Below are 25889 nucleotides of genomic sequence, written 5' to 3' on the forward strand. Positions count from 1 at the left end.
AGTGACCGGTTCTGGTGTGCAGGAAAATCGCGGGCGCGAAATATAGCACAAATTTTGACCAAATCCGACTGTCTTCGTGGGGATTGGTGGGTCGGGTGACGGTTGGCTGACTTGGGGGTTGTTTCATCCATCAACCCGATCATGGTCAATTGGCGCTCATACCCCATCAACGCCGAAGACTGGTCGCGAGCGTCCTGGCATGGGACTCCGGGCTCGATGCGGAACGACGGGTAGGTGCCATTATCGCCTTGATAGAACGTGGTCTTGCCGACGGTGAACTGAGTGTTCATTCCCATGATAATTCTCGGCTGCCTGGACGGGCCCTTTCGCGGGCACGCCCGCTCCCACAAAGTCACCACAAACTTCGCGACTTGCACCGTACCTGTGGGAGCGGGCATGCCCGCGAAAGAGCCCGCCCAGGCGACATCAAAAAAAGCCTTGAAAAGGCATCTGCACTCGCAGCGGGTTGCCTTGAACAATCCGAATAGCGGTATTAATCGTCTGCGGGCTTACAGGCCCGGTCACCCTGGTGAGCGGATTGCTGAGGCTTGGCGATTGGTAGATCAGTTTCGGCTAGACAAGCAGGTGCCTGGCGTCGCTCGACGCGAGAGAACAGTTCAGTCGCTTACGACTTTGTCCTCAGGATACGCATTTCATACCCGGCTCCCTGCCCCGCGCGGTGCTGTTCGAGCAAGCTCATGATCGCGCTCAAATCGAGCGGTGGCTTGAACGGTTGGGCCTGGGCAAAGACTGGTACGAACTTGATCTGGATGCACGCGCAGAATCGATTTCCGGCGGCGAAGCACGCAGGCTGACGCTGCTACGCCTTCTTAATCAGCATGGGGAATTCAATTTCTTTGATGAACCTACAGCTGGGCTCGATGCCGGGTCGGCAGAGCGCACTTGGGATCTGTTGTTTGAGGCATTCAACGGAAGAGGGCTGGTTTGTGTAACGCATGATCAGAGCGTGCTGTCGCGGTTTGACCGGGTTATCACCATGAGCGAGGGTCGGATCATCGGCCAAATGCAAACGAACATCGCTCAGAATCCCCCGCTAGCCGGCGCTCCTTACACCTTGTAGGAGCGGCCTTGCGTCGCGATGGGCTGCGCAGCAGCCCCAGGATTTCAGTGCAAATACAAACAGTGTGGGGGCTGCTGCGCAGCCCATCGCGACGCAAGGCCGGTCCTACAGTGAGTTATTCATCATCATCGAAGTTGTACATGCCCGGCGCGAGGTTTTCGAAGCGGGTGTACTTGCCGATAAACGCCAAACGGACAAAGCCGATCGGGCCGTTACGCTGTTTACCGATGATGATTTCCGCCACGCCCTTGTGCTCGGTCTCGGGGTGGTACACCTCGTCGCGGTACACGAACATGATCACGTCGGCGTCCTGCTCGATTGCACCGGACTCACGCAAGTCGGAGTTCACCGGGCGCTTGTTCGGGCGTTGTTCCAGCGAGCGGTTCAGCTGCGACAGCGCGATGACGGGGCAGTTGAATTCCTTTGCCAAGGCTTTGAGCGAGCGGGAAATCTCGGAAATTTCGTTGGTGCGGTTATCACCGGCCGAACCCGGAATCTGCATCAGCTGCAGGTAATCGACCATGATCATGGCGATTTCGCCGTGTTCACGGGCCAGGCGGCGGGTGCGCGCGCGCATTTCCGAGGGGCTGATGCCCGCGGTGTCGTCGATGAACAACTTGCGGTCGTTGAGCAGGTTCACCGCAGAAGTCAACCGCGGCCAGTCATCGTCGTCCAGCTGGCCGGAACGGACCTTGGTCTGGTCGATGCGGCCCAGCGACGACAGCATACGCATGATCAGCGACTCACCTGGCATTTCCAGCGAGAACACCAGCACGGCCTTGTCGGTACGCAGTACGGCGTTTTCCACCAGGTTCATGGCAAAGGTGGTCTTGCCCATCGACGGGCGGCCAGCAACGATGATCAAGTCGGCCGCCTGCAGGCCGCTGGTCTTCTCGTCCAGGTCGGTAAAGCCCGTGGATACACCGGTAATGTCGCTGTCGGAGTTGAACAAGGTGTCGATACGGTCGATGGCCATGGTCAACAGCTCGTTGACCCCCACCGGGCCACCGGTTTTCGGCCGGGCCTCGGCAATCTGGAAAATCTGCCGCTCGGCATCGTCGAGGATTTCTTCGGCGTTGCGCCCTTGCGGGTTGAAGGCGTTGTCGGCGATGTCGGTACTGATGCTGATCAGCTGGCGCAACGTGGCGCGCTCGCGAATGATCGCGGCATAGGCCTTGATGTTCGCCACCGACGGCGTGTTCTTGGCCAGTTCTGCCAGGTACGCCAGGCCGCCAACTTGCGAAGACAGGCCTTCCTTGTCCAGTTGCTCGTGCAGGGTAACCACGTCGAATGGCTGGTTGGCGTCGGCCAACTTGTGCACGGCACGGAAGATCAGGCGGTGGTCATGCCGATAGAAATCGCCGTCCGATACCTGATCCAGCACCCGCTCCCAGGCGTTGTTGTCCAGCATCAGGCCACCGAGCACGGCCTGTTCGGCCTCGATGGAATGCGGCGGCACCTTGAGGGCTGCGGTTTGCAGGTCTAGCTGTTCGGAAGTGGTGATCTCGTTCATGGCCACGAAAGAATTCTGGAGGACGAAAAAGACAAAGGGCACGGCCTGTAGGAAACAGGACCGTGCCCGATGTTAACTGCCTGGCTCGCAGGGAGCCAGCCAGTCAGCGCAGCTTAGGCAGCTACGACAACCACACGTACAGTGGCTTCAACGTCGCTGTGCAGGTGCACGGCTACGTCGTATTCGCCAACCTGACGGATAGTGCCGTTCGGCAGACGAACTTCAGCTTTGGCCACTTCAACGCCAGAGGCGGTCAGGGCGTCAGCGATGTCGTGGGTGCCGATCGAACCGAACAGCTTGCCTTCGTCGCCAGCGGTGGCAGTGATGGTCACTTCCAGCTCGGCCAGTTGGGCAGCGCGGCTTTCAGCCGAAGCTTTCTTGTCAGCGGCTGCTTTTTCCAGCTCGGCACGACGCTCTTCGAACGCAGCCAGGTTGGCGGCGTTGGCAACGGTGGCCTTGCCGAATGGCAGCAGGAAGTTACGGCCGTAACCAGCCTTAACTTTTACTTTGTCGCCCAGGTTGCCCAGGTTAGCGACTTTTTCCAGCAGGATCAGTTCCATTTGGTAAAACCTCTTAACTTTTAACCTTCACCGTTCGCGGAGTCATTCCCCTTGGGGGACTTGCGACCGCGAAAATCAATCAGGCTGTCGACAATGGCCAAGACCACCAGCAACGGATAAATCAGCTGCATGATCAGCGGCAACGTCACGTACATGCCCACCAGCCAGAAACCGGCCAGTCGCCCCTGTGCCACCAGCCCGTGCATCAACGCGATGCCGGCCAGCACCAGTACCAGGCTGGAAGCCGATGCCAGAATGATGAACTGCGGACCGATAAACGGCGCCACCACCATCACTGCCACCAAGACCGCCATGGTCTGTTTCGGCAACTTCAGCTCGCGAAACTCGCGACCGAAGCCTCCAGGGTTGTACAACGCTGCTTGCCAATAGCGCGCCAGCATCAACGCCAGCACACTGAACAATTGCACCGTCACTGCTGTGGAGGCGACCAGCACAGGGCGGATCAGCTCACCGGAGAGCACGGGTTCCCCTTCGATTTTCGGCATGGCTTCGGCAAACGCCTTGGCCAGCATATCGAAGGTCTGCGCCAGCGCCAGATCAAGCACGAGGCTGAAAGCCACGGCGAACACGGCACTGGCGAGCAACACCCGGCTCCAGGGATGCTCGGCACGCAACATGGCGGCCAAGGCCAGGGCACCCGCAATCACCAGAAAGGTGATGGGATCGCCCATGACCCACACAGCCAGCCCGGCGAGCAAGCCGCCGACGATGACCGATGTAGCATCCCTGAACCCACGCCGCAGCAGCACAAGGCTGCCGGCAGCGGCACTCAACCAGAACAGCAGCGGCAGTACCGCGCTGATGACCACCACCAGGGTGGCCTGCATACGACCGCGCATGATGAAACTTGCTAACGCTCGCATGCTAGTCCCTTACTGCTTGTCGACGACCCGGTCTCAGCGGCCGTGGCTGTCGGTGTAGGGCAGCAGGGCCAGGAAGCGGGCGCGCTTGATAGCGGTAGCCAGCTGACGCTGATAACGAGCTTTGGTACCGGTGATACGGCTTGGAACGATCTTGCCGGTTTCGGATACGTAAGCTTTCAGGGTGTTGAGATCTTTGAAGTCGATCTCTTTCACGTCTTCAGCAGTGAAGCGGCAGAATTTACGACGACGGAAGAAACGTGCCATTTAATAGGCTCCTCTAAAGGTCCGTGGATTACTCGTCAGCGTTATCGCTGGAGTCGCTGTCATTGCTGTCGTCGCCTTCGGCGGAGTCAGCATGCTCAGGACGCTCGCGACGCTCACGGCGCTCGCTGCGGTTCTCTTCAGCCTTCAGCATCTCGGACTGGCCGGTAACGGCTTCGTCACGACGGATGACCAGGTTACGGATCACGGCATCGTTGTAGCGGAAGTTGTCTTCCAGCTCGGCCAGGGCCTTGCCGGTGCACTCAACGTTCAGCATCACGTAGTGAGCCTTGTGAACATTGTTGATTGCGTAGGCCAGTTGACGACGGCCCCAGTCTTCCAGGCGGTGGATTTTGCCACCATCTTCTTCGATCAGCTTGGTGTAACGCTCAACCATGCCGCCGACTTGTTCGCTCTGGTCCGGGTGAACCAGGAAGATGATTTCGTAATGACGCATGAATGCTCCTTACGGGTTAGTAGTCTGCCAGTGAATCTGGTCAGACAAGGAGTGAATGACACTGTATGTCTTGCACGGAGGGGAGGCACATGAGCGCCTGCCAGCTCGGCAAGGGGCGCAATTGTAGAGAAGGCGTTGCGCACAAGCAAGGCAATTGGCGAATATTTGAACAGCCTGAAACATATTCACATGGCGTCAAGCGCCCTTCGCGGGCACGCCCGCTCCCACAAGAAAGCTGCGTTGCCAGAGGCAGCAGCGAACCTGTGGGAGCGGGCGTGCCCGCGAAGGGGCCGGTACAGGCTTAAGATCAGCGTTTGGCCTGGCGCTGACGCACGGCCTCAAACAGGCACACGCCCGTGGCGACCGATACGTTAAGGCTGCTGACGCTGCCGCTCATCGGCAACTTCACCAGGAAGTCGCAATGTTCACGGGTGAGGCGGCGCATGCCCTTGCCTTCAGCACCCATGATCATCACCAGCGGCCCGGTCAGGTCTTGCTGGTAGATCTCCTGCTCGGCCTCACCCGCGGTACCGACCACCCACAGGCCACGTTGCTGCAATTTCTCCAGCGTACGCGCCAGGTTGGTGACAGCCACCAGCGGAATGACCTCGGCAGCGCCGCAGGCCACCTTGCGCACCACCGGGGTCAGGGTGGCCGACTTGTCCTTGGGTACGATCACTGCCGTGGCGCCGGCCGCATCGGCAGTACGCAGGCAGGCGCCAAGGTTGTGCGGGTCGGTCACACCGTCCAGCACCAGGATCAGCGGCGGGGTTTCCGTGCGCTCGAGCAACTCTTCGAGCATCAGTTCGCCCCACACCTGGCTAGGGCTGACCTCGGCGACAACGCCCTGGTGCACCCCCTCGACCCAGGCATCCATTTCGCGGCGCTCGGCCTGGCCAACCGCCACGCGGTTTTCCGCGGCCAGTGCCAACAGCGCCTGCAGGCGTGGCTCGCTGCGCCCTTCCGACAGCCAGATCTGCTTGACCCGCTTCGGATGGTGCTGCAGCAATGCCTGCACGGCGTGCACGCCGTAGATCTTTTCCAGCTGACTCATGACTTGCTCTTGCTCTTGCGTGGCGCACCGGACTTCGGTGGGCCTTTACGGTGCTTGGTCGGTTTGCCGGTGGCCTTGCCACCTTTGTCCGACTTACTGCTGGCGTGGCCGCCCGTGCGCGCCTCGCTCATCAGCGCCTTTTTCATCTCGCGGCTCTTGCGCACTTCGGCATTACGCTGCACCGCGTCTTTCGGGAAGTAGGCTTCGGCAGCCTCGCTTTTGCGGCTGCGCGGCTTTGGCGTGGCCTTCGTCTCGCTCAGCGGCGGCTGCTCGGCCTGGTCAGCTGCTGGCGCGGCGCCGCGCTGCTTGCGACCGATAGGTGCCGCCAGGGTCGACTGGGCCACTTCGAAGTCGATCTTGCGCTCGTCCAGGTCTACCCGCATGACCTTCACTTCGATGGTGTCGCCCAGGCGGAAACTGCGCCCGGTGCGCTCGCCGGACAGGCGGTGGTGCACCGGGTCGAAGTGGTAGTAGTCGCCCGGCAGCGCACTGACGTGCACCAGGCCTTCCACGTAGATGTCGGTCAACTCGACGAACAGGCCGAAGCCGGTCACGGCGGTGATCACACCCGGGAAGGTCTCGCCCACGCGGTCTTTCATGAACTCGCACTTGAGCCAGTTGACCACGTCGCGGGTGGCTTCGTCGGCCCGGCGCTCGGTCATCGAGCACTGCTCACCCAGTTGCTCGAGGGTGTTCTCGTCGTACGGGTAAATGCGCGCCTTGGGAATACTCATGGCACCAGCCCGCTTGACGTGCGGGGTGTCGACCTTGGAGCGGATGATGCTGCGAATGGCGCGGTGCACCAGCAGGTCCGGGTAACGGCGGATCGGCGAGGTGAAGTGGGTGTAAGCCTCGTAGTTGAGGCCGAAGTGGCCATTGTTCTCGGTGCTGTACACGGCCTGGCTCAGCGAGCGCAGCATCACCGTCTGGATCAGGTGGAAGTCCGGGCGCCCGGCGATGCTCGCCAGCAGGGCCTGGTAATCCTTCGGCGACGGGTCCTTGCCTTTGTGCAGGCTGAGGCCCAGCTCGCCAAGGAAGGCGCGCAGTTTTTCCAGGCGCTCCGGCGGCGGGCCGTCGTGCACACGGTACAGGGCTGGCACGCCGTGCTTCTGCAGGAACTCGGCAGTGGCCACGTTGGCAGCCAGCATGCACTCTTCGATCAGCTTGTGGGCATCGTTGCGCACGGTCGGGCGGATTTCCGCGATCTTGCGCTCGTCACCGAAGATGATGCGGGTTTCCTGGGTCTCGAAGTCGATGGCGCCACGGGTGTGACGCGCCTCCACCAGCACCTTGTACAGGTTGTACAGGTTCTTCAGGTCTGGCACGACCGCCTTGTACTCTTCGCGCAGCGCCTTGCCTTCACGGGTGCGCGAGTGCTCGAGCATGCTGCTGACCTTGTTGTAGGTCAGGCGGGCGTGGGAGTGGATAACGCCTTCGTAGAACTGATAGTCGACCATCTGGCCGGCCTTGTTCATGGTCATTTCGCAGACCATGGCCAGGCGATCAACGTGCGGGTTCAGCGAGCACAGGCCGTTGGACAGCTCCTCGGGGAGCATCGGCACCACGCGCTCGGGGAAGTACACCGAGTTGCCACGCTGCTGCGCTTCGACGTCCAGGGCCGAACCCAGGCGTACATAGCTGGACACGTCGGCAATGGCCACATACAGGCGCCAGCCACCGGAGAACAGGCGCAGCTTGCCCAGCGGCTCGCAATACACGGCGTCGTCGAAGTCGCGGGCGTCTTCACCGTCGATGGTGACGAACGGCAGGTGACGCAGGTCGATGCGCTTCTCTTTGTCCTTGTCTTCGACTTCAGAGCGGAACTTGCGCGCTTCCTTGATCACGTCCTTGGGCCACACATGGGGGATATCGTAGCTGCGCAGGGCAACGTCGATTTCCATGCCGGGGGCCATGTAGTTGCCAATGACCTCCACCACGTCGCCTTGCGGCTGGAAGCGCGGGGTTGGCCAATGGGTGATCTTGATCTCGACGAACTGGCCGATCTTGGCACCACCGTTGCGCCCCGCAGTCACCAGCACTTCTTGCTGGATCTTGGGGTTGTCGGGGGTCACATAGCCGATGCCGCCTTCTTCGAAGTAGCGGCCGACCACGCTCTCGTGGGCGCGGGAGATGACCTCGACCAGCACGCCTTCGCGACGGCCGCGGCGGTCCACACCGGACACGCGCGCCAGGCCGCGGTCACCGTCGAACACCAGGCGCATCTGCGACGGGCTGAGGAACAGGTCTTCGCTGCCGTCATCTGGAATAAGGAAACCGAAGCCGTCGCGGTGGCCAGAGACGCGGCCGCAGATCAGGTCCAGCTTGTCTACCGGGGCATAAGTGCCGCGCCGGGTATAGATAAGCTGGCCATCGCGCTCCATGGCACGCAGACGGCGGCGCAAGGCTTCGATCTGGTCTTCTTCATACAGACCAAATTCTTTCGCCAGCTCCTCGCGTGCGGCGGGCTCGCCACGGTCGGCAAGGCATTGCAGGATCAGCTCACGGCTGGGAATGGGGTTATCGTATTTTTCCGCTTCGCGAGCGGCCTCGGGATCGAGGGATTGCCAATCGGCCATCAGAAGGGGTTCACCTTGGGGTATATAGATAGGAATTCTGGCATAGGCGTATTGAAACCGGAAATGTCGGCCTTGGACAGCCCCCGCTGCAGTGCGTAAACAGCAGGAATAGGCCAGTGGAATCAACAAGTTGAAATTTTTGAATTTTTTTTTGCCAAGGGGGTTTACAGCCCCCCAAGCCGTCCGTATAGTGCGCACCACAACGACGGACTAGCCCGAAGTTGTAATAGAGATTAGCGGCGCTGTAAAGCACCAAATAATCTTGAATGTGTGCCCAGGTGGCGGAATTGGTAGACGCGCTGGTTTCAGGTATCAGTGACCGCAAGGTCGTGGAAGTTCGAGTCTTCTCCTGGGCACCAAGTATTTCAAGTAACAGATGACCAAGGATCTGTTACTACTGTGTGAAAGCGAACGATTTTCGCCTTCTCCAGATGATGTAAAGCTTTGCCCAGGTGGCGGAATTGGTAGACGCGCTGGTTTCAGGTATCAGTGACTTAACGGTCGTGGAAGTTCGAGTCTTCTCCTGGGCACCATACAAAAACCCACTAGCTTGCTAGTGGGTTTTTTCTTGCCTGCGATTTTTGTACCCTCCCCCACCCCTTGCACCATGGTCTGACGATGAATTTATCGTCACCCGGCCACATGAGAAACGATTTCGTTTACCATTGTTTCCAAATATGTTGCCGTAAGCGAGGAAGTACCCGCATGACGATCCGCCCGCAACCGCTGATGCGTACCTTGGCCGCCGCCGTGCTGAGCCTGGTCATCGGCGCTCCGGCCGCCATGGCTGACGCACCGGTCACCCTGACCATGTACAACGGTCAGCACAAGGAAATCGGCGAAGCCATCGCCAAGGCCTACGAGGCCAAGACCGGTATCCACATCAATATCCGTAAAGGCAGCAGCAACCAGCTGGCCAGCCAGATCATCGAGGAAGGCGATCGCTCGCCGGCCGACATCATCTACACCGAAGAATCGCCACCGCTGAACAACCTGGGCGAGCTGGGCCTGCTGGCGAAGATCGACGACGCCACGCTGAACATGCTGCCCAAGGAATATGTGGCTGCCAACGGCACCTGGATGGGCGTTACCGCGCGCACCCGCGTGGTGGTCTACAACCCGAAGAAGATCGACGAGAAAGACCTGCCGACCACCGTCATGGACTTCGCCAACCCTGACTGGGAAGGGCGCGTAGGCTATGTACCGACCAGCGGTGCGTTCCAGGAGCAGGCCGTTGCCATCCTGAAGATGCACGGGCGTGAAGCCACCGAAGAATGGCTGACCGGCCTGAAGGCCTTCGGCAAGACCTACACCAACAACATGGTCGCGCTGAAGGCCGTGGAAAAAGGCGAAGTGGCTGCCGTACTGGTGAACAACTATTACTGGTACGCCCTGGAGCGTGAGCGCGGCAAGCTCGATTCGAAACTGTACTACCTGGCCGACGGCGACGCCGGCAATCTGGTGACCATCTCGGGCGCCGCGGCCGTGAAGGCCAGCAAGCACCCGAAAGAGGCCCAGGCCCTGCTCAACTGGATGGCCAGCGAAGAAGGCCAGCGCGTGATCACCCAGACCACCGCGGAGTACCCATTGCACAAAGGCATGGTTTCGGACCGCGGCCTGAAACCGTTCGATGAACTGCGCCCGCCGAAGATTTCGCCAGCTGACCTGGGTAATGCCGAAGAAGCCATCGAGCTGGAACGCGAGGTCGGCCTGCTCTGATGACCGCCGCCCTGTCCACCCCGCTGCCGGTACGGTTCGTACCGCGCCGCAAGCGCCCTTCGATCTGGGTCGTGCTGCCTGTGCTGTTCCTGGTGGCGATGAGCTTGCTGCCCCTGGCCTATGTGGCGATCAAAGCCTGGGAAGCCGGCTGGCACGAAGCCCTGTACCTGCTGTGGCGGCCCTTTGTCTGGGGGCTGATGCGCAATACCCTGCTGCTGATGGTCGGTGTAACGCTGACCTGCATGGTGGTCGGTCTGGCGCTGGCCTGGCTGCTGGAGCGCAGCAACCTGGCCGGTCGCCGGCTGTGGGGGGTGGTGCTGTGCCTGCCGTTTGCCGTACCGTCGTTCGTCAGCAGCTTCACCTGGGTATCGCTTAGCTCGGACTTCGAAGGGTTGGGCGGGGCGATCATGGTCATGGCCCTGTCCAAGTACCCGCTGGTGTTCCTGCCGGTGGCCGCGACCCTGCGCAATCTCGACACCTCCCTGGAGGAGTCGGCGCGCACCCTGGGTTGTAGCCGCTGGGGCGTATTCACCAAGGTGACCCTGCCCCTGCTGTGGCCGTCGATGCTTGGCGGTGCCCTGCTGATTGCCCTGCACATGCTGGTGGAGTTCGGTGCGCTGTCGATTCTCGGCCTGCAAACCTTCACCACGGCGATTTACCAGCAGTTCGAACTGGAGTTCAGCAACGCCAACGCGGCCATGTTGTCTGCCGTCCTGTTGGCGATGTGCCTGGTGATGCTGTGGCTGGAGCTGCGCGTGCGCGGCAAGACCCGCCATGTACGCATCGGCCAGGGCGTGGCACGCCGTGCACAACCGGTGCGGCTGCGTGGTTGGGCGGTGCCGGCGCAGCTGTTCTGCCTGGGCCTGGCAGTGCTGGGCAGCGGCATTCCCCTGGCGATGCTCGGCTACTGGCTTGGCGTAGGTTCGTCAGCGGCATTCCCGGTGTCGGCCATTTCCAAGGCGCTGTTCACCTCACTGTCGGTGTCACTTGGCGGTGCCGGCTTCTGCGTGCTGTTGGCGCTGCCGATCAGCTTCCTGGTGGTGCGCTACAAAGGCCGCCTGGCGATCTGGGCCGAGCGCCTGCCGTACCTGCTGCACGCCCTGCCCGGCCTGGTGATCGCCCTGACCCTGGTGTTCTTCGCCTTGCACTATGTGCCGGCGCTGTACCAGACCACGGCGCTGTTGCTGCTGGCCTATGCACTGCTGTTCCTGCCGTTGGCGCAATCGCCGGTGCGCACCGCGCTGAACAAGGCTTCGCCAACGCTGGAAGAAGCTGCGCGTACGCTGGGTGCGAGCAGTTTTGCCGCGTTCTGCCGGGTGACCCTGCCGATTATCTTCCCGGCCATGGCGGCAGCGTTTGCCCTGGTGTTCCTGGATGCCATGAAAGAGCTTACGGCAACGCTGCTGCTCAGCCCGACCGGCATGACCACCCTGGCGACCGAGGTGTGGGCGCATACGGCAAACGTCGAGTTCGCGGCGGCGGCGCCTTATGCGGCATTGCTGATTGTGGTGTCGGGGTTGCCGGTGTATTTGCTGACTACGCGGATGTATCTGAACAAGGCTTGAAAGCTTGCCCAGGCTGCCATGTGGCCTGGGCACAAGCCTGAGTACTTGAGACTTCATCACAAGTTCACTTTAAAACTCCCACCAGCCAGTTGAAAGCAAAGAACAAGGTCGTCGACACTACAAGCCCCATCCAAGACGGCAACAAAACTCTTTTAATAGGCCTTGGAAAATTCTCGAGATCTGAAACATCTGCCACACCTTTTCGAACAAACAACCCTAGAATCATCAGCATATTTGCCGCCAGGCAAGTACGCATTAATTTTCCAACAAGACCAGCCGCTGAAAAGTTTTCCCTGTTACTCTGAATATACTTGCATTTCGCTAAAGCTTTTTCGATAGCCTCTATAGATCGACAAGCTAAGTAAACCATCACACACACGCTAATTGCCATACAAGCGAGCAGGATAGACGCGATTATCGTCAAAGCTACGGCACTCATTCTCGCGCTCTTCCTTCAGGCCCGGCTGACACTATACCCCGGTGCCTGGCACTGCACTAGTAGGTAACTAACCAAGACTATTGTGCGAAATTCCTTACAAATTTAACGATGAAGACAGCTCGCTTCTGCTCACCGCAGGCTCCAGCCGAAAACTACTAATAGCCTACCAATTTCAACCACACCCAAAGACCAATGAGCGATAAAAAAACAGCCACATGAACAAACCACAAGCCAACTAGCATACGCCGCAAACCACCAGGAAACCTCTTTACATCCTGACGATCCAGAAGGCCTTTACGAATACAAATCGCCCTCATCGACAACATGACGGACGCCGAACCGGTACGCATCACTTTACCTAGCAAGCCGGCGGAGCTAAAAATCCTTTTGTTACCCGAAACCATTGAACTATTAGAAAGTAACGATTCTATGTAATTTACATAACGAACTGAAATATAAATCCACACAAATATGACTATAAACATAGCTACCATCAAAGGAAGACCTAACCACCTCGTGTCGAAGCTAGTCATTGCGGCACCTCATATAACAACTCACCAACCATCTCACCGATATCACCTACGGCCGTACCGCCTATAGCACCACCAACAGCAAGGTATCTGCTCCAGCCGTCGCTCACAGCGCCAGCTCCCATGGAAGCATGGGCGAGCAGGCTTTTCAAAAACTCGTAGTTATCCAGAAGAAAGTCATCTACCCCTGCGCCGTTAATCTCAAGCTGATGATGTATTCCCGCCGCCTTCGCCATCAAGAGTGCTTCATGACCTGTGCACATGGGCGTGCTGGGATCACCAACAATCACAAGCTCCCCGCCGACAACCACACCATTGGCGATATGTGCATTCAGCACATCAAACTTGGCCCGCTGATTGGCCGACATGGGCGTGCCAGCCTTCAGCGACTCATACGATTGCGCCTGAGGATTGATAAAGCTGCGTGCCTCGGACATGGTCGCACCTCACGCGTACTTCTTGTTGTTGATGCGGTCCCAACCCCCAGTGACATTACCGCCGGCGCTGCCATCGAGACGTTTCTGCCGGGTGTAGGTTGTCTTGATGCGGCCGTAGTTCAATTGAATCACTTCTATCGGCACCCCGGCGCTGGCGCTCTGGGCGTAATCGGCGATGATCACTTCTTCGAGAACGACTTCGTAGTACTTGAGCTTTTCGGTACCGGCACGGCACACCACTAGCTTCACTTCCTTCAGGTGCTGGCCGGCACAGCTGGCCTCGAGCAGCTTGCAGCTGGCTCTGTCCAGATACTTGGTGAAGGTGAAATTGCTGAGTACGCAGATTTACTCGAACAAAGCTTGAAATCAAGTCCAGGCTGTTGGTCAGCCTGGACCACCATCAGACTTCACGCTATCTGATTCCCATAGCAACTAATTTGCATTTACTGCAAACTCAGGTACGTCCATGCTCGGAATGCGACCATCATCGAAAAACAGATAATGAGGATTAACACCCCACCTACAATGATCCGCTTCATCCCCACGGGGAAACGCTCGACCTCGCTCAAATCGACTAGCCCCCTGCGGGCATAGGGGCCCGGGAACATCAGTACGCCTCCAATGACGCACGTCCGTAAAACCTTCCCAATCAAGCCCCCCCCGGAAAAAGTAATTTTCATATTTCCAATGTACTTGGAGTTAATCAATAACGCTTCAATCCCATCAGTATGCTTGTGAGCCACGTATATCAGTACCAACATAGCCAGGCAACCCGGCCCTAAGATGGACATCCATACCAGCGCTGGCTCAATACTCATTCCGCCACCCTCCGATACAAATACTCACCAATAACTTCACCTCCTTCTGCTCCAATATTCCCACCAACGACACTACCCATCGCCCCTCCCAAGACTGCGCAGGCAAGCGCACCAGGCCCCGTGGTAACTCCCAACACAAAAGTACAGCCAGCAGTAGCAAGGAAACTCCCCACAGAGCCTCCTATGCTCCCTCCACCCAACCCCAATGCCAAAGGGCTATGGGCTATTGCCAATACAGCAGCCAAGTAAAAAATAGTACGATCAGTGTAATTAGTAGAATCTGAGCAACCCATAAACGCACTAACAATTTCTTCAGATCGACTGGAGTCTTGCGGACGTCTTCGCCATCTAACATTCCTTTACGAACGCTAAAGGATCTCATTGTTAACATTGCTGAAATTGAGCCGAGGCGCATGACCCTTCCAAACAGGCCAGAGCTGCCGTACATCTCCCTATTAACGACCACCATGCGACTATTCGACAAGTATGATTCGATACGACCCAAGCATCGATGCGCAACAAAGGCCAGTACAGCGAACATCAAGAAGGGTGAAATAATCAAAAAAACACCGAGCACAGCCACCTGCTGGCTATTCATCGTACGGCCTCATAAAAAATCTCACCCAAAGTCTCGCCTCCCATTTTTCCTAGCGCCCCACCAGCCATACCACCAGCGGCCCCCCCCAGCACTGCGCACGCGATAGTTGCCGTTCCTCCCGTGGGAATACCGACCGCAACACAGACCATTGGGCCCAATGCTGCCCCAACATATCCAATCGCACCTCCAATCCCCCAGCTAGCGGCCAATGAACTTCGCTCGATATACTTAACTCTTCGACAATCATCCTCTCGACCGAGCATGCAAGCTTGACGAATCGATAACTCCGTTGACGCCAAATCCAGCGCCATGCCCACATACGCCCCCTTTTTAATCCAACTAGCGGCCCTCGCCACACCCGCTATCTTTTCTGAGTAACCGCTAATTTCGCCAGTATGCAAAAAACTTTTTGTAGATATACCAAGCGCCCTCTTGATCTTGCCCCTGCTTCGCAACCCTGACCCATATGCGGCCATGCCATCCAATTGCGCCTCCAACTTCAGAAACAAAGCTGTGCGCTTCGCATAAAAATCATTACGCTCTTTCAACGTACCGTGATTCAAATACTCTCTATGAAGCTGCTCAATCTCTTCAAGCGTTTTCTTGATAGCTTCGACGTGCTTACTCCAGGCGTCACTGGCTACGCCTGCGCCTATGGAAGCACGGACCAGCAAACTCTGCAGCAACTCATAGTTCTCCAGTAGGAATCCATCAATTCCCCCTCCGCCCAACTCAATGTCCAGGTGTATTCCAGCCGCCTTCCCCATGAGGAAAGCTTCATGACTGGTGCAGGTCGGAGTGCTTGGGTCACCCAAGATTACAAGCTCGCCAGGGAACACCACACCATTGGCGATATGTGCATTCAGCACATCAAACTTGGCCCGCTGATTGGCCGACATGGGCGTGTCAGCCTTCAGCGACTCATACGATTGCGCCTGAGGATTGATAAAGCTGCGTGCCTCGGACATGGTCGCACCTCACGCATACTTCTTGTTGGCGATGCGGTCCCAGCCGCCGGTCACGTTGCCGCCCGCGCTGCCGTCGCGGCGTTTCTGCCGCGTATAGGTGGTCTTGATGCGGCCGTAGTTCAATTGAATCACTTCTATCGGCACCCCGGCGCTGGCGCTCTGGGCGTAATCGGCGATGATCACTTCTTCGAGAACGACTTCGTAGTACTTGAGCTTTTCGGTACCGGCACGGCACACCACTAGCTTCACTTCCTTCAGGTGCTGCCCGGCACAGCTAGCCTCCAGCAGCTTGCAGCTAGCACTGTCCAGGTATTTGGTGAAGGTAAAGTTGGTGAGTGTGGTGCGGCCTGATGATGCGCCACCCGCTGAGCTTGCGGTGGCAGAGGTGCTCTGATTGGCACCGAACTTGTAGCCGATGATTTCGATCCAGTTGGCGTACTGCTCGTCCAGTGCTTCGCCAGTGATTTCCGCGATTTGAATATAGGCATCGAAAGCCATGCTTACCTCTCCTTGGTAAAAATTGGGCTGATAACGACGATGTTCCGACATCGCCGTACTGAGGTTGTTCCTGAAGAAAGCGGCGAAGTTTGCCGAGCGCCTTCAGGCAAGATCGACACTAGCTCCCTGCGTCTAGCGCTGCAACAGCAAACATTCTAACGAGACCTATTTGGGAAATACCCTACAATTTTGAGGAAGATGCAGACTTGATCACGTAAATGAATGTTTCACCTTCATATTCAGCGCTGTCTACAAATTCGCCAACATCCGACGCACGATCAGACCATGTACCTGGCCAACCGGCAGCATGTACAGCCGGCCAAAGGCATTGAAACACCGCACCGACGTGGTCACTTTCAAGCGCTGCCCATTCACATCCATGCAGACCATCACCGCCAAGTGCGTATCGCGCGACGTCAGCACCAGTTGCTGGTCGCTGATGGCCTCGACAGTGAAGAAGTCCAGATGCTCGCCGTCGGCTGGCACATGCCCAGGATTCTGGGGAGTGAAGCCATGGATATCGGCGACATTGAATCGACGCGAGATGAAGTCACGAATGCGGAAGGCCTTGGCCAGCCAGGCGGGAACATCCGAGGTCATGGCGCAGTAGGCTTGCAGGGCGGTCATCGGGGCAGTGAGCTGTCTGCTGGCACTGTGGAGAAAATCGAGGTCTGCCTGGGCGGCGACCAATTGGGCGGACATGAGCAACTCCCTTTGTCATGTGTCGCTGACAGCATAGCAACATGACTCGCTGTAGGAGCGGCCTTGTGTCGCGAAAGGGCCGCGAAGCGGCCCCAGCAATGGATGTGTTTACGCGAATATCCTGAGACCGCTTTGCGGTCCTTTCGCGACGCAAGGCCGCTCCCACAAGAAGAGACTGCGCAGGATTCAGGCCCGGAACTGGCCCAGGCTGGCGCGTAGCTGAGCCGCCAAGTCATCCAGCACCTTGCTGCTGGCCGTGGTCTGCATCACCACCTCAGCCGAGCGTTCGGCCTGGGCATGGATGTTCTCCACCCGCCCCCGCACCGCCTGTGCGCCATGGGCCTGTTGTTCGGCAGCGCGAGTCGCCAAACCAATGGCCGCGTGAACTTGCTCCACCGCAGCCTGCACCGACTGCTGGCGACGTTCGTTGTCGCGCAGCACCAACAGGCCTTCACTGGCCTTGAGCCCGGCCTGGCTGATAGTAGCCACGGCCTCCTTGGCGCCCTTCTGTAACGCGGCGATGTGCGACTGTATATCGCCAGTGGAGCTTTGTGTCTTGCTCGCCAGCGCCCGCACCTCATCGGCCACCACGGCAAACCCGCGCCCGGTCTCGCCTGCCCGGGCCGCCTCGATGGCGGCGTTCAAGGCCAGCAGGTTGGTCTGCTCGGCGATGCCGTGAATAACCGTCAGCACCACTTCGATCTGCTCACTCTGCTTGGCCAGGCGCTCGATCACCTGGGAGCCCGTCTCCACTTGGCCGGCCAGGTTCTCGATCAAGCTCGCCAGCTGGGTCGAGCTGCGGCTGTTCTCGTCGGTGGCCTGGCGAATATCCACCACCTGCTGCAGAGCCGCCTGCATCGCATGGCTTTCGGCCTGGGCTTCGTCAGCCATGCTCGACAGGTCGCGCAGGCTGGCTGCCACTTCATCACGCTGCAGCGCGGCAGCAGCATCGGCGCCGGCATTGCGCTGGGCCATCGCGCCTATTTCTACGCCGGTACGCTGCGCCACTTCGCCCGCCTCCCGCACGATTGGCTGCAGCTTGTCGACAAAACGGTTCACCGCCGAGGCCATGTCGCCAATTTCATCGCGGCTGTCGAGCGACACGCGCTTGGTCAGGTCGCCCTCGCCGGCCGCAAGGTCATTCAGGGCAGTTATCAACAGGCGCAACTTGCTCAGCACCCGGCGCCCCAGCACCACGGCCACGACCAGCAATACACCTAGCCCCACCACCGCCAAGCCCAGACCGATGCGCCAACGCAGCTCGGCAGCGGCATCGCGTACGGTCTGCGCGGTATTGGCCTGCATTGCCGCTGCACTGCCCTGTGCTTTCTCCAGACGTTCGCGCAGGGTGTTGCCGCTGTCGGCGGCAGCACCGTTCAGGCTGTCGCCAACCAACTGCTCACCACTGGCAATCAGCGCCGAAAAGCGCTGGTCAAGGGCCTTGAGTTCCTGGTCGATGCCTGCGGTGGAAACCCCCATGACCACTTTGCCGATTTCCGCACCATTGGGGTTGATCGGCGCTTCCACGAAGTACACCGCCGGGTCGCGCCGGGCGGCGTCGATCACCTTGTCCAGCGCGCGCTCGCCTTGGCCTTTCGCCATCAACGCCTGGTTGATCGGGTTTTGCCGGTTCAGGTAGCGGGTCAGGTGCTGCCCCTGGGCGTCGTCGTAGATCACGAACAGCACATTGGGATTGCGCTGGGCGCGGCGGGCGAAGTCGGAGAGTACCGGCACGTCGTTATCCCAGATCGCCCGCGGGGCGACCGAGGCCAGTAACTCGGCCATGTCGCTGGCCGAATCCTTGAGGTTCTTCTCCAGGGTGCTGCGCAGTTGCTGCTGCTCGCTTTGCAGGCGCGTCGCCAACCCTGCGCTGAGGCGCTGGCGAGTGCTACTGGACAGGCCGTCGAGGCCCGAACGTACATCCTGCCCGGCTTGCTCCAGCTCGCTGGCGAGTTGGCGGCTGTCATTACCCAGCCGCTCGCCAAGGTCGGCCTCAAGGGCAGTCACCGTGCTGCGGGTGAGGGCAACGGCAACCAGTACCTGCACCAAAAGCGCGATACCAAGGGCAACAAACACAGGCCGCAGAAGGCGGCTTCGTAACAGTGAGAGGATGGCAGACACGTTGTAACCCTCGTGTTTTCTGGCGCCACTATTTTGATGGCATCGTCAGATGTTTCTTACAGCAAGGGTTGTGCCGGGGGGAGCAGGGATATGCGCCAAGGTTGAGCAACGGGGTTGCCTGGGCTGGTCCTATCGCCGGCAAGCCAGCTTCCACAGAAAGCCCACAGCGCTCAAGGCAGGCATACGCCACAATCGAGTAGGAGGCGGGTTCACACCCGCCGTCCTCTCACACCACCGTGCGTACGGTTCCGTACACGGCGGTTCAGGCTATGCGGCTAAGCCGGTTGATCGTATCCAGTATCGAGACCAGTCCGAGTCGATCCCATAGCTTCTTCGGCAGCGCCTGATTCATATGAGATGCTCCCGAGTTCCACCATGGGCCTCGACCATTAGAGGCTGATTTGCAGGCACGCTCTTCACTTAGACCCAGGCGCATCAGGTTGCGCACCCTCGTAGAGGGCTGCTTCCATTGGCGCCAGATGGCACAGCGGAGTTTGTGCCTGAGCCAGCCATCCAGTTCCTCAAGTGGCCGTTTGCTCTGGCTGAGCTTGAAGTAACCCGCCCAGCCTCGTAATACAGGGTTTATCCGCTCGATGGTATTTGCCATCTTGCGACCCCGTGCACCGCGTAGCAGCTCTGCGAGCCGGTCGCGCAGGCGACCCAGGCTCATCGTTGCCACCCGCAGCCTTGGCTGCTGATGCCAGCTCATCCCATAGCCCAAGTAGTCACACTTCCAGGCTCTCGCGACTCGACTCTTCTTCTGATTCACCGTCAGTTTCAAACGTTGGTTCAGGAAGCGCTCGACACTGACCAGTACTCGCTCGCCAGCCCGAGGACTGCGCACATAAATGTTCGCGTCATCGGCATAGCGCACGAAGCGATGGCCCCGCCGCTCCAGTTCGCGGTCAAATTCATCGAGCAGGATATTCGACAGCAGCGGCGAGAGCGGGCCGCCTTGCGGCGTCCCTTCCTGCCGTGGGCTAACGACACCACCTGACATGACTCCCGCTTCAAGGTAGCGACGGATAAGCCTAAGTACGCACTTATCTTTGACCCGGCACTCGATACAGGCCATGAGGATGTCGTGGTTGACTCGATCGAAGAACTTTTCCAGATCGATTTCCACGCACCACCGATGTCCCGATGCCACATGGGCACGGGCCATCTCGACAGCTTGATGTGTGCTTCTGCCCGGACGGAAGCCATAACTGTAGTCCGAGAACAGTGGGTCGAAGATGAGCGTGAGCTGTTGCTGCAAGGCTTGCTGGATCAAGCGATCCACGACGCTGGGGATTCCCAGTTGCCGTGTGCCGCCCTGCGGCTTGGGAATTTCAACCGCTCGCACTGCTTGTGGATGGTATTCACCGGCCAGTAGCCTGGCCTTGAGGGTTGGCCAATACTGTTTCATGTAGCCCGCCAAGTCAGCGACCGTCATGCCATCGGCACCCGGCGCTCCCTTGTTGCTGACCACGCGTTGATACGCACGTCTGAGGTTGGCCGGTGCAAGCACCCGCTCCATCAGCGTGTCCGGCTCCGCGTTCGTCCACGTCGCTGACGCCGCCGGCACCTTTGCACTGTCAGGCATCACCCTCGGCTTCTGGCCGGGATTCGGGATGACAGTTTCCGCTGTGGGAAATTTCTGCATTACGGCTACCAACGAGACAGTGACGCCTACTAGCGGCATAACCTGTTCGGCCCTTGGTGGCGCGGTTATCCGCCACTTACTACGGCTTCGGCTGACTTCTGCACGCTCATCCCGTCGCCTTTCGACGCGCGGTAGCACAATGGCAAACGTACAGATCTCCCAGGGTAATTCGCGTGACCTTCCTGCTTATGCCTGTCGGATTTACGTCACAGCGTTCCGTGCAAGTATTGGGCTTTGGCGATTGTTGCCGCCTAACCCCGCTGTGCCGCCTGATCCGCTTCCTGTTCGTCAGGCCAGCATTTTGCCTCGGGCTTCCTTCAGATTCGCAGTCGCCCGCGACACCCTTGCCTCCGGCTAACACTTCCCCTTGCCGGGTGTGTAGAGGACTTTCACCTCCAAGTCACCCGCTTGGCCACCACAGCCAAGCAGGTTGCGCTTACGCGCAACGCGCCATGCCTGGCGCACAACAAAAACGCCGCAGCCCCTTTCAGGGCCACGGCGTCAGATCAGCCTGGAGGGCAGATCAGGCGAACGGATGGCGCAGGACGATGGTCTCGTTGCGGTCCGGGCCGGTCGAAATGATGTCGATCGGGGCGCCGACCAACTCTTCGATGCGCTTGATGTAGTTACGTGCAGCCTGCGGCAGCTCTTCCAGGGTTTTAACGCCCAGGGTCGACTCGCTCCAGCCTGGCATCGCTTCGTACACCGGCTCCAGGCCGATGTAGCTGTCGGCATCGGAAGGTGCGTCGATGACGGCACCGTTCTCGTTCTTGTAGCCAACGCAGATGTTGATGGTTTCCAGGCCGTCGAGCACGTCCAGCTTGGTCAGGCAGATGCCCGAGATGCTGTTGACGTCGATGGCGCGACGCAGGATCACGGCGTCGAACCAGCCGCAACGGCGAGCACGGCCGGTGGTGGAGCCGAATTCGTGGCCACGCTTGGCCAGGGTAGCGCCGGTTTCGTCGAACAGCTCGGTCGGGAACGGACCGGAGCCCACGCGCGTGGTGTAGGCCTTGGTGATGCCCAGGATGTAGTCCAGGTACATCGGGCCCACGCCGGAACCGGTGGAGATACCACCAGCCGTGGTGTTGGAGCTGGTGACGTACGGGTAGGTACCGTGGTCGATGTCCAGCAGCGAACCCTGGGCGCCCTCGAACATGATGTCCTTGCCGGCGCGGCGCAGGTTGTGCAGCTCGGCGGTGACGTCGAGCATCATCGGCTTGAGCTGTTCGGCGTAGGCCATGCACTCGTCCAGAGTCTGCTGGAAGTCGATGGCCGGCTCTTTGTAGTAGTTCACCAGCTGGAAGTTGTGGTAATCCAGCAGCTCACCGAGCTTGGCAGCGAAACGCTCGCGGTGGAACAGGTCACCCACGCGCAGGCCGCGGCGGGCGACCTTGTCTTCGTAGGCTGGGCCGATGCCGCGGCCAGTGGTGCCGATCTTGGCTTCGCCACGGGCTTTTTCACGGGCCTGGTCCAGGGCTACGTGGTACGACAGGATCAGCGGCGCTGCCGGGGAGATGCGCAGGCGCTCGCGCACCGGTACGCCCTTCTCTTCCAGCTTGGTGATTTCACGCATCAGCGCATCCGGGGCAACGACCACGCCGTTGCCGATCAGGCACTGTACGCCTTCACGCAGGATGCCAGACGGAATCAGGTGCAGAACGGTTTTTTCACCGTTGATCACCAGGGTGTGGCCCGCATTGTGGCCACCCTGGTAGCGCACTACGGCGGCAGCATGTTCGGTCAGCAGATCGACGATCTTGCCTTTGCCCTCATCACCCCACTGGGTGCCCAGGACGACGACATTCTTACCCATTACATTGGTCCTCATTCACGCAAACTTGGTTGCCGGCCTGTTGCCGACGCAGAAACTCACTGGGCCAGCGGCAGAACCTGCCAGCGCCCATCTTGCTGAATCAATTGCCGATCACAATCCGCCTCGAGAGCAGCACTCAACGGCTGGCCAGGCAGAGCCTGAACCACACGCTGGCCCTCGCTGCGCAACTGGCAGACTTGCTGCCAGAGGGCCGCGTCGCCACTGTCGGGCATCCAGATGCCGCCAGTCGGCAATACGACCTCCGCTCGCCCCAGTGTGACCAGGGTCTTCAAATCCGTGGAGAAACCTGTGGCTGGGCGTGCCCGGCCAAAATCGGCGCCGATGTCGTCATAGCGCCCGCCCTGGGCAATGGACTGCCCCTCGCCCGGCACGAACACGGCGAACACCACACCGGTGTGGTAGTGGTAACCGCGCAGCTCACCGAGGTCGAAGTACAGCGGCAGTTCCGGGTAGCGCGACGCCAGCCGGTCCGCGATCGCCAGCAGGTCGTCCAACGCGGCCAGCACGCTGGCCGGGGCGCGCCCCAGGCGCACGCGCGCTTCGTTCAGCACTTCACGGCCACCGCACAGCTCGACCAGCGCACGCAACATGTTGCCCAGGTCCTTGGGCAGGTCGGCAGTCAAGGCTTGCACCTCATCGACCGACTTGCGTTGCAGCGCGTCAAACAACTGCTGCTCCACTGCCCCGGACAGGCCGGCCGCACGGGCCAGGCCGCGGTAGATGCCGACGTGGCCAAGGTCCATGTGTACGTCCGGCACGTCAGCCAGTTGCAGCGTGGCGAGCATCAGGCTGATGACTTCGACGTCGCTGGTAGGGCTGGCATCGCCGTACAGCTCGGCACCCAGCTGGATCGGGCTGCGCGAGGTGGACAGTGCGCGCGGCTGGGCGTGCAGCACGCTACCGGCATAGCACAACCGGCTTGGGCCTTCACGGCGCAAGGTGTGCGCGTCGATACGGGCCACCTGCGGGGTGAAGTCGGCGCGGAAGCCCATCAGGCGGCCGGACTGCGGGTCCACCACCTTGAAGGTGCGCTGGTCCAGGTCCTGGCCGGCGCCGGTCAGCAGCGACTCCAGGTACTCGATATGCGGGGTGACGACCAGTTCGTAGCCCCAACCCTGGAACAGGTCCAACACCTGGCGGCGCGCGATCTCGATACGCGCAGCCTCAGGTGGCAGTACTTCCTCGATGCCATCTGGCAGCAGCCAGCGGTCTACCGTTGCCATTACGCCATTTCCCCTCTGGTCCGGGCGGCTTGCCAGCAGGCGAGCCGTCAGTAAAGCCGGTATCGCGCACAGCAGCGGGCAGCACTGATCCCAGCGCAGCCACCGTACCCGATACCCTCGAATTGCCTTGCGAGCTGAGCAAACCGTCAACCGGCGCTGTGCCAATCAACCTTGCAGACGCAAAAAAGCCGGGAAATTTCCCGGCTGCCTCATGATACACCCCTTTTCATTCAGGATGCACCCCGCCTGGTGTTTTAGCTGCCAGGCGGAGCGCTGCCGCATGAAAATCAGGGCCTGAGCATTACGGCTTGCTCTTGTCCAGGAAGCGGAAGAACTCGTTCTTCGGATCCAGGACCAGCACGTCGCTCTTGCTCGAGAAGCTTTCGCGGTACGCCTGCAGGCTACGGTAGAACGCATAGAAGTCCGCGTCCTGGGTGTAGGCCTTGGCATAGATGGCGGCCGCCTGGGCGTCGCCGTCACCGCGGGTTTCTTCCGCTTCGCGGTACGCTTCGGCCAGCAGCACACGGCGCTGGCGGTCGGCGTCGGCACGAATACCTTCGGCCAGCTCGTTACCCTTGGCGCGGTGCTCGCGGGCTTCACGCTCACGCTCGGTACTCATGCGGTCGAACATGCTGCGGTTGACTTCCTTCGGCAGGTCGATGGCCTTGACGCGCACATCGATCACCTCGATGCCCAGCTCCTTGTTGGCCATGCGGTTCAGCGATGCGGTGATGTCAGCCATCAGCGCGTCGCGTTCACCGGAAACCACCTCGTGCAGGGTACGTTTACCGAACTGGTCACGCAGGCCGCTTTCCAGGCGACGCGAAAGCCGCTCGTCGGCGATCTGCTTCATGCCCGACGTGGCGGTATAGAAGCGCTCGGCGTCCTTGACGCGCCACTTGGCGTAGGCGTCGACCATCACCGCTTTCTTCTCCAGGGTCAGGAACCGCTGGGTCGGGGCGTCGAGGGTCATGAGGCGGGCGTCGAACTTGCGTACCTGGTTCACGTACGGGATCTTCACGTGCAGGCCTGGCTGAACATCTGCCTGGACCACCTTACCGAAGCGCAGCAGCACTGCACGCTCGGTCTGGGACACGATATAGAAGCTGTTCCAGGCCACGATGGCCAGGACCACGGCGGCGATCAGGGCGATCAGCGATCTGTTGCTCATCAGCGGCTCTCCCTAGTGCGCAGCGGCTGCTGTTGCTGTTGCATGTCCTGCGCCGCACGCGCGGCCGCATCGTTGGCCGATGGCGATACGCTGGTGGTTGGCGCGGACGCGTTGCGGCTGCCTTCGACCATTTTGTCCAGCGGCAGGTAGAGCAGGTTGTTCTGCCCATCCTTGGTTGCCACCATGACCTTGCTCGAATTGCTGTAGACCTCTTGCATGGTCTCCAGGTACAGACGCTGGCGGGTCACGTCAGGTGCCTTGCGGTACTCGCCGAGCAACTTGCTGAAGCGATCGGCCTCACCCTTGGCGCGGGCGATGACTTCGTCGCGGTAGCCGTTGGCGTCTTCGATGATGCGCTGCGCCTGACCACGGGCTTCCGGCACCACGCCATTGGCATAGGACTCGGCCTGGTTGCGGGCGCGCTGCTCGTCTTCACGGGCACGGATCACGTCATCGAAGGCTTCCTGCACTTCACGCGGGGCTGCCGCGCTCTGTACGTTGACCTGGGTAACGGTGATACCCGTGCGGTAGTTGTCGAGGAAGCGCTGCAGGCGCTCGCGGATATCCACGGCCATCTGCTCACGGCCTTCGGTCAGTACCTGGTCCATCGAGGTGGAACCCACCACGTGGCGCAAGGCACTGTCGGTGGCGTGCTGCAAGCTCACCTCAGGCTGGTCGACGTTGAGCACGAAGTCCTGCAGGTTGCTGATCTTGTACTGCACGGTCAGCGGCACCTCGACGATGTTCTCGTCTTCGGTCAGCATCTGGCCCTGCTTGGTGTAGGCACGCTCACGCGTGACGTTCTCCATGTACTTGCGATCGATTGGCGGGAAGTAGATGTTCAGGCCGGGACCGACCGTTTCATAGTACTTGCCGAAGCGCAGCACCACGGCCTGCTCCTGCTCGTCGACCACATACACGGCGTTGTACAGCCAGATGGCAGCCAGCACCGCCAGGCCGATGCCCAGCAGACCGAAGCCACCGCCCTTGCCGATGTTGCGGTCACCGCCGCCACGTTTCTTCTTGCCGCCGAACATGCCATTGAGGCTGTCCTGCAGTTTGCGGAAGGCCTCGTCCAGATCCGGCGGACCTTTCTTGTCACCACCGCCGCCACCGCCACCACGGCGGCCGCCCCAGGGATCCTGATTGTTCGAGTTGCCACCCGGCTCGTTCCAAGCCATAGCGCTCTCCATCTGATAAAGCAAAGACGCGCCCACGGCGCGCCGTCCAAT

At 59.9% G+C, this 25889-nt stretch carries 21 protein-coding genes, 2 tRNA genes and 5 pseudogenes; 5 read left to right on the forward strand and 23 right to left on the reverse strand.

All coding sequences use genetic code 11. The features are described from left to right. Nucleotides 1-122: 122 nt before the first annotated feature. Nucleotides 123-296 (reverse strand): annotated as a pseudogene (locus tag L1P09_RS22525) (DUF3077 domain-containing protein); the annotation flags it as partial. A gap of 293 nt (nt 297-589) precedes the next feature. Here L1P09_RS22525 and L1P09_RS22530 point away from each other — a divergent pair. Further along, nucleotides 590-1081 (forward strand): ATP-binding cassette domain-containing protein, encoded by a 492-nt coding sequence (locus tag L1P09_RS22530; RefSeq protein ID WP_225624748.1) that lies wholly within the window; start codon nt 590-592, stop codon nt 1079-1081. 115 nt (nt 1082-1196) lie between these two features. Here the strand turns inward: L1P09_RS22530 and dnaB are convergent, their stop codons facing one another. From dnaB to rnr, 7 genes are all read right to left on the reverse strand, one after another. Next, nucleotides 1197-2594 carry a replicative DNA helicase gene (gene dnaB / locus L1P09_RS22535; protein WP_009681285.1) on the reverse strand — a complete coding sequence of 466 codons (1398 nt, stop codon included), beginning with the start codon at nt 2592-2594 and terminating at the stop codon, nt 1197-1199. A 113-nt stretch (nt 2595-2707) separates the two neighbouring features. Next, nucleotides 2708-3154, reverse strand: a complete 447-nt coding sequence (gene rplI, locus L1P09_RS22540) for a 50S ribosomal protein L9 (RefSeq protein WP_003249568.1) — start codon at nt 3152-3154, stop codon at nt 2708-2710. 20 nt (nt 3155-3174) lie between these two features. Continuing rightward, nucleotides 3175-4038, reverse strand: coding sequence for a hypothetical protein (locus tag L1P09_RS22545; protein ID WP_029887882.1), 864 nt, complete (start codon nt 4036-4038; stop codon nt 3175-3177). Between the two features lie 33 nt (nt 4039-4071). Then, nucleotides 4072-4302, reverse strand: a complete 231-nt coding sequence (rpsR, locus tag L1P09_RS22550) for a 30S ribosomal protein S18 (RefSeq protein ID WP_003249563.1) — start codon at nt 4300-4302, stop codon at nt 4072-4074. Between the two features lie 28 nt (nt 4303-4330). Then, the gene (gene rpsF / locus L1P09_RS22555; RefSeq protein WP_003249557.1) at nt 4331-4756 is read right to left on the reverse strand and encodes a 30S ribosomal protein S6; all 426 of its coding nucleotides are present in this window, start codon (nt 4754-4756) and stop codon (nt 4331-4333) included. A gap of 307 nt (nt 4757-5063) precedes the next feature. Then, on the reverse strand, nt 5064-5810 hold the full coding sequence (gene rlmB, locus L1P09_RS22560; protein WP_029887883.1) for a 23S rRNA (guanosine(2251)-2'-O)-methyltransferase RlmB: 747 nt from the start codon (nt 5808-5810) through the stop codon (nt 5064-5066). Next, nucleotides 5807-8386 carry a ribonuclease R gene (gene rnr / locus L1P09_RS22565; RefSeq protein ID WP_235768138.1) on the reverse strand — a complete coding sequence of 860 codons (2580 nt, stop codon included), beginning with the start codon at nt 8384-8386 and terminating at the stop codon, nt 5807-5809. Before rnr ends, rlmB begins: the two co-directional genes overlap by 4 nt. Before the next feature lie 272 nt (nt 8387-8658). On the opposite strand from rnr, the gene L1P09_RS22570 reads away from it, so the two are divergent. The 4 genes from L1P09_RS22570 (at nt 8659) to L1P09_RS22585 (ending at nt 11670) form a co-directional block, all read left to right on the forward strand. Further along, a tRNA-Leu gene (locus L1P09_RS22570) sits at nt 8659-8745 on the forward strand. A gap of 87 nt (nt 8746-8832) precedes the next feature. Then, a tRNA-Leu gene (locus L1P09_RS22575) sits at nt 8833-8919 on the forward strand. 172 nt (nt 8920-9091) lie between these two features. Then, the gene (locus tag L1P09_RS22580) at nt 9092-10105 is read left to right on the forward strand and encodes an extracellular solute-binding protein (RefSeq protein WP_009681291.1); all 1014 of its coding nucleotides are present in this window, start codon (nt 9092-9094) and stop codon (nt 10103-10105) included. Then, nucleotides 10105-11670 carry an ABC transporter permease gene (locus tag L1P09_RS22585; RefSeq protein ID WP_009681292.1) on the forward strand — a complete coding sequence of 522 codons (1566 nt, stop codon included), beginning with the start codon at nt 10105-10107 and terminating at the stop codon, nt 11668-11670. The genes L1P09_RS22580 and L1P09_RS22585 overlap by 1 nt, the downstream gene beginning before the upstream one ends. Nucleotides 11671-11734: 64 nt before the next feature. Here the strand turns inward: L1P09_RS22585 and L1P09_RS22590 are convergent, their stop codons facing one another. The 15 genes and pseudogenes from L1P09_RS22590 to hflK all read right to left on the reverse strand — a co-directional run bounded on the left by L1P09_RS22590 (nt 11735) and on the right by hflK (nt 25838). Beyond that, complete coding sequence (locus L1P09_RS22590) at nt 11735-12109, reverse strand: hypothetical protein (protein WP_235768139.1); 375 nt, start codon at nt 12107-12109, stop codon at nt 11735-11737. Nucleotides 12110-12264: 155 nt separating this feature from the next. Then, entirely contained in the window at nt 12265-12642 is a 378-nt protein-coding gene (locus L1P09_RS22595) for a hypothetical protein (RefSeq protein WP_033690021.1), read from the reverse strand. 80 nt (nt 12643-12722) lie between these two features. Further along, a pseudogene (locus L1P09_RS22600) lies at nt 12723-13076 on the reverse strand (hypothetical protein); the annotation flags it as partial. A 9-nt stretch (nt 13077-13085) separates the two neighbouring features. Further along, a pseudogene (locus L1P09_RS22605) lies at nt 13086-13412 on the reverse strand (Hcp family type VI secretion system effector); the annotation flags it as partial. 705 nt (nt 13413-14117) lie between these two features. Next, on the reverse strand, nt 14118-14492 hold the full coding sequence (locus L1P09_RS22610; protein WP_009681296.1) for a hypothetical protein: 375 nt from the start codon (nt 14490-14492) through the stop codon (nt 14118-14120). Beyond that, nucleotides 14489-15460 (reverse strand): hypothetical protein, encoded by a 972-nt coding sequence (locus tag L1P09_RS22615; protein WP_054904833.1) that lies wholly within the window; start codon nt 15458-15460, stop codon nt 14489-14491. The genes L1P09_RS22610 and L1P09_RS22615 overlap by 4 nt, the downstream gene beginning before the upstream one ends. 9 nt (nt 15461-15469) lie before the next feature. Then, on the reverse strand, nt 15470-15958 hold the full coding sequence (locus tag L1P09_RS22620; protein WP_029885899.1) for an Hcp family type VI secretion system effector: 489 nt from the start codon (nt 15956-15958) through the stop codon (nt 15470-15472). A 249-nt stretch (nt 15959-16207) separates the two neighbouring features. Next, entirely contained in the window at nt 16208-16660 is a 453-nt protein-coding gene (locus tag L1P09_RS22625; protein ID WP_110676628.1) for a DUF2867 domain-containing protein, read from the reverse strand. Nucleotides 16661-16846: 186 nt separating this feature from the next. Further along, nucleotides 16847-17362: pseudogene (locus L1P09_RS26435) on the reverse strand (methyl-accepting chemotaxis protein); the annotation flags it as partial. Nucleotides 17363-17704: 342 nt separating this feature from the next. After that, nucleotides 17705-18445: pseudogene (locus tag L1P09_RS26440) on the reverse strand (HAMP domain-containing protein); the annotation flags it as partial. Nucleotides 18446-19043: 598 nt separating this feature from the next. Further along, nucleotides 19044-20465 carry a group II intron reverse transcriptase/maturase gene (ltrA, locus tag L1P09_RS22635; protein WP_222186725.1) on the reverse strand — a complete coding sequence of 474 codons (1422 nt, stop codon included), beginning with the start codon at nt 20463-20465 and terminating at the stop codon, nt 19044-19046. A gap of 484 nt (nt 20466-20949) precedes the next feature. After that, nucleotides 20950-22242, reverse strand: coding sequence for an adenylosuccinate synthase (locus L1P09_RS22640; protein ID WP_009681301.1), 1293 nt, complete (start codon nt 22240-22242; stop codon nt 20950-20952). A 56-nt stretch (nt 22243-22298) separates the two neighbouring features. Beyond that, nucleotides 22299-23486, reverse strand: a complete 1188-nt coding sequence (locus tag L1P09_RS22645) for an ATP phosphoribosyltransferase regulatory subunit (protein ID WP_009681302.1) — start codon at nt 23484-23486, stop codon at nt 22299-22301. Between the two features lie 301 nt (nt 23487-23787). Continuing rightward, nucleotides 23788-24657, reverse strand: coding sequence for a protease modulator HflC (gene hflC / locus L1P09_RS22650; RefSeq protein WP_235768140.1), 870 nt, complete (start codon nt 24655-24657; stop codon nt 23788-23790). Further along, nucleotides 24657-25838 carry an FtsH protease activity modulator HflK gene (hflK, locus tag L1P09_RS22655; RefSeq protein WP_009681304.1) on the reverse strand — a complete coding sequence of 394 codons (1182 nt, stop codon included), beginning with the start codon at nt 25836-25838 and terminating at the stop codon, nt 24657-24659. Before hflK ends, hflC begins: the two co-directional genes overlap by 1 nt. Nucleotides 25839-25889 lie beyond the last annotated feature (51 nt).

The sequence above is a fragment of the Pseudomonas juntendi genome (assembly GCF_021560075.1).
Classification (GTDB): Bacteria; Pseudomonadota; Gammaproteobacteria; order Pseudomonadales; family Pseudomonadaceae; genus Aquipseudomonas; species Aquipseudomonas juntendi.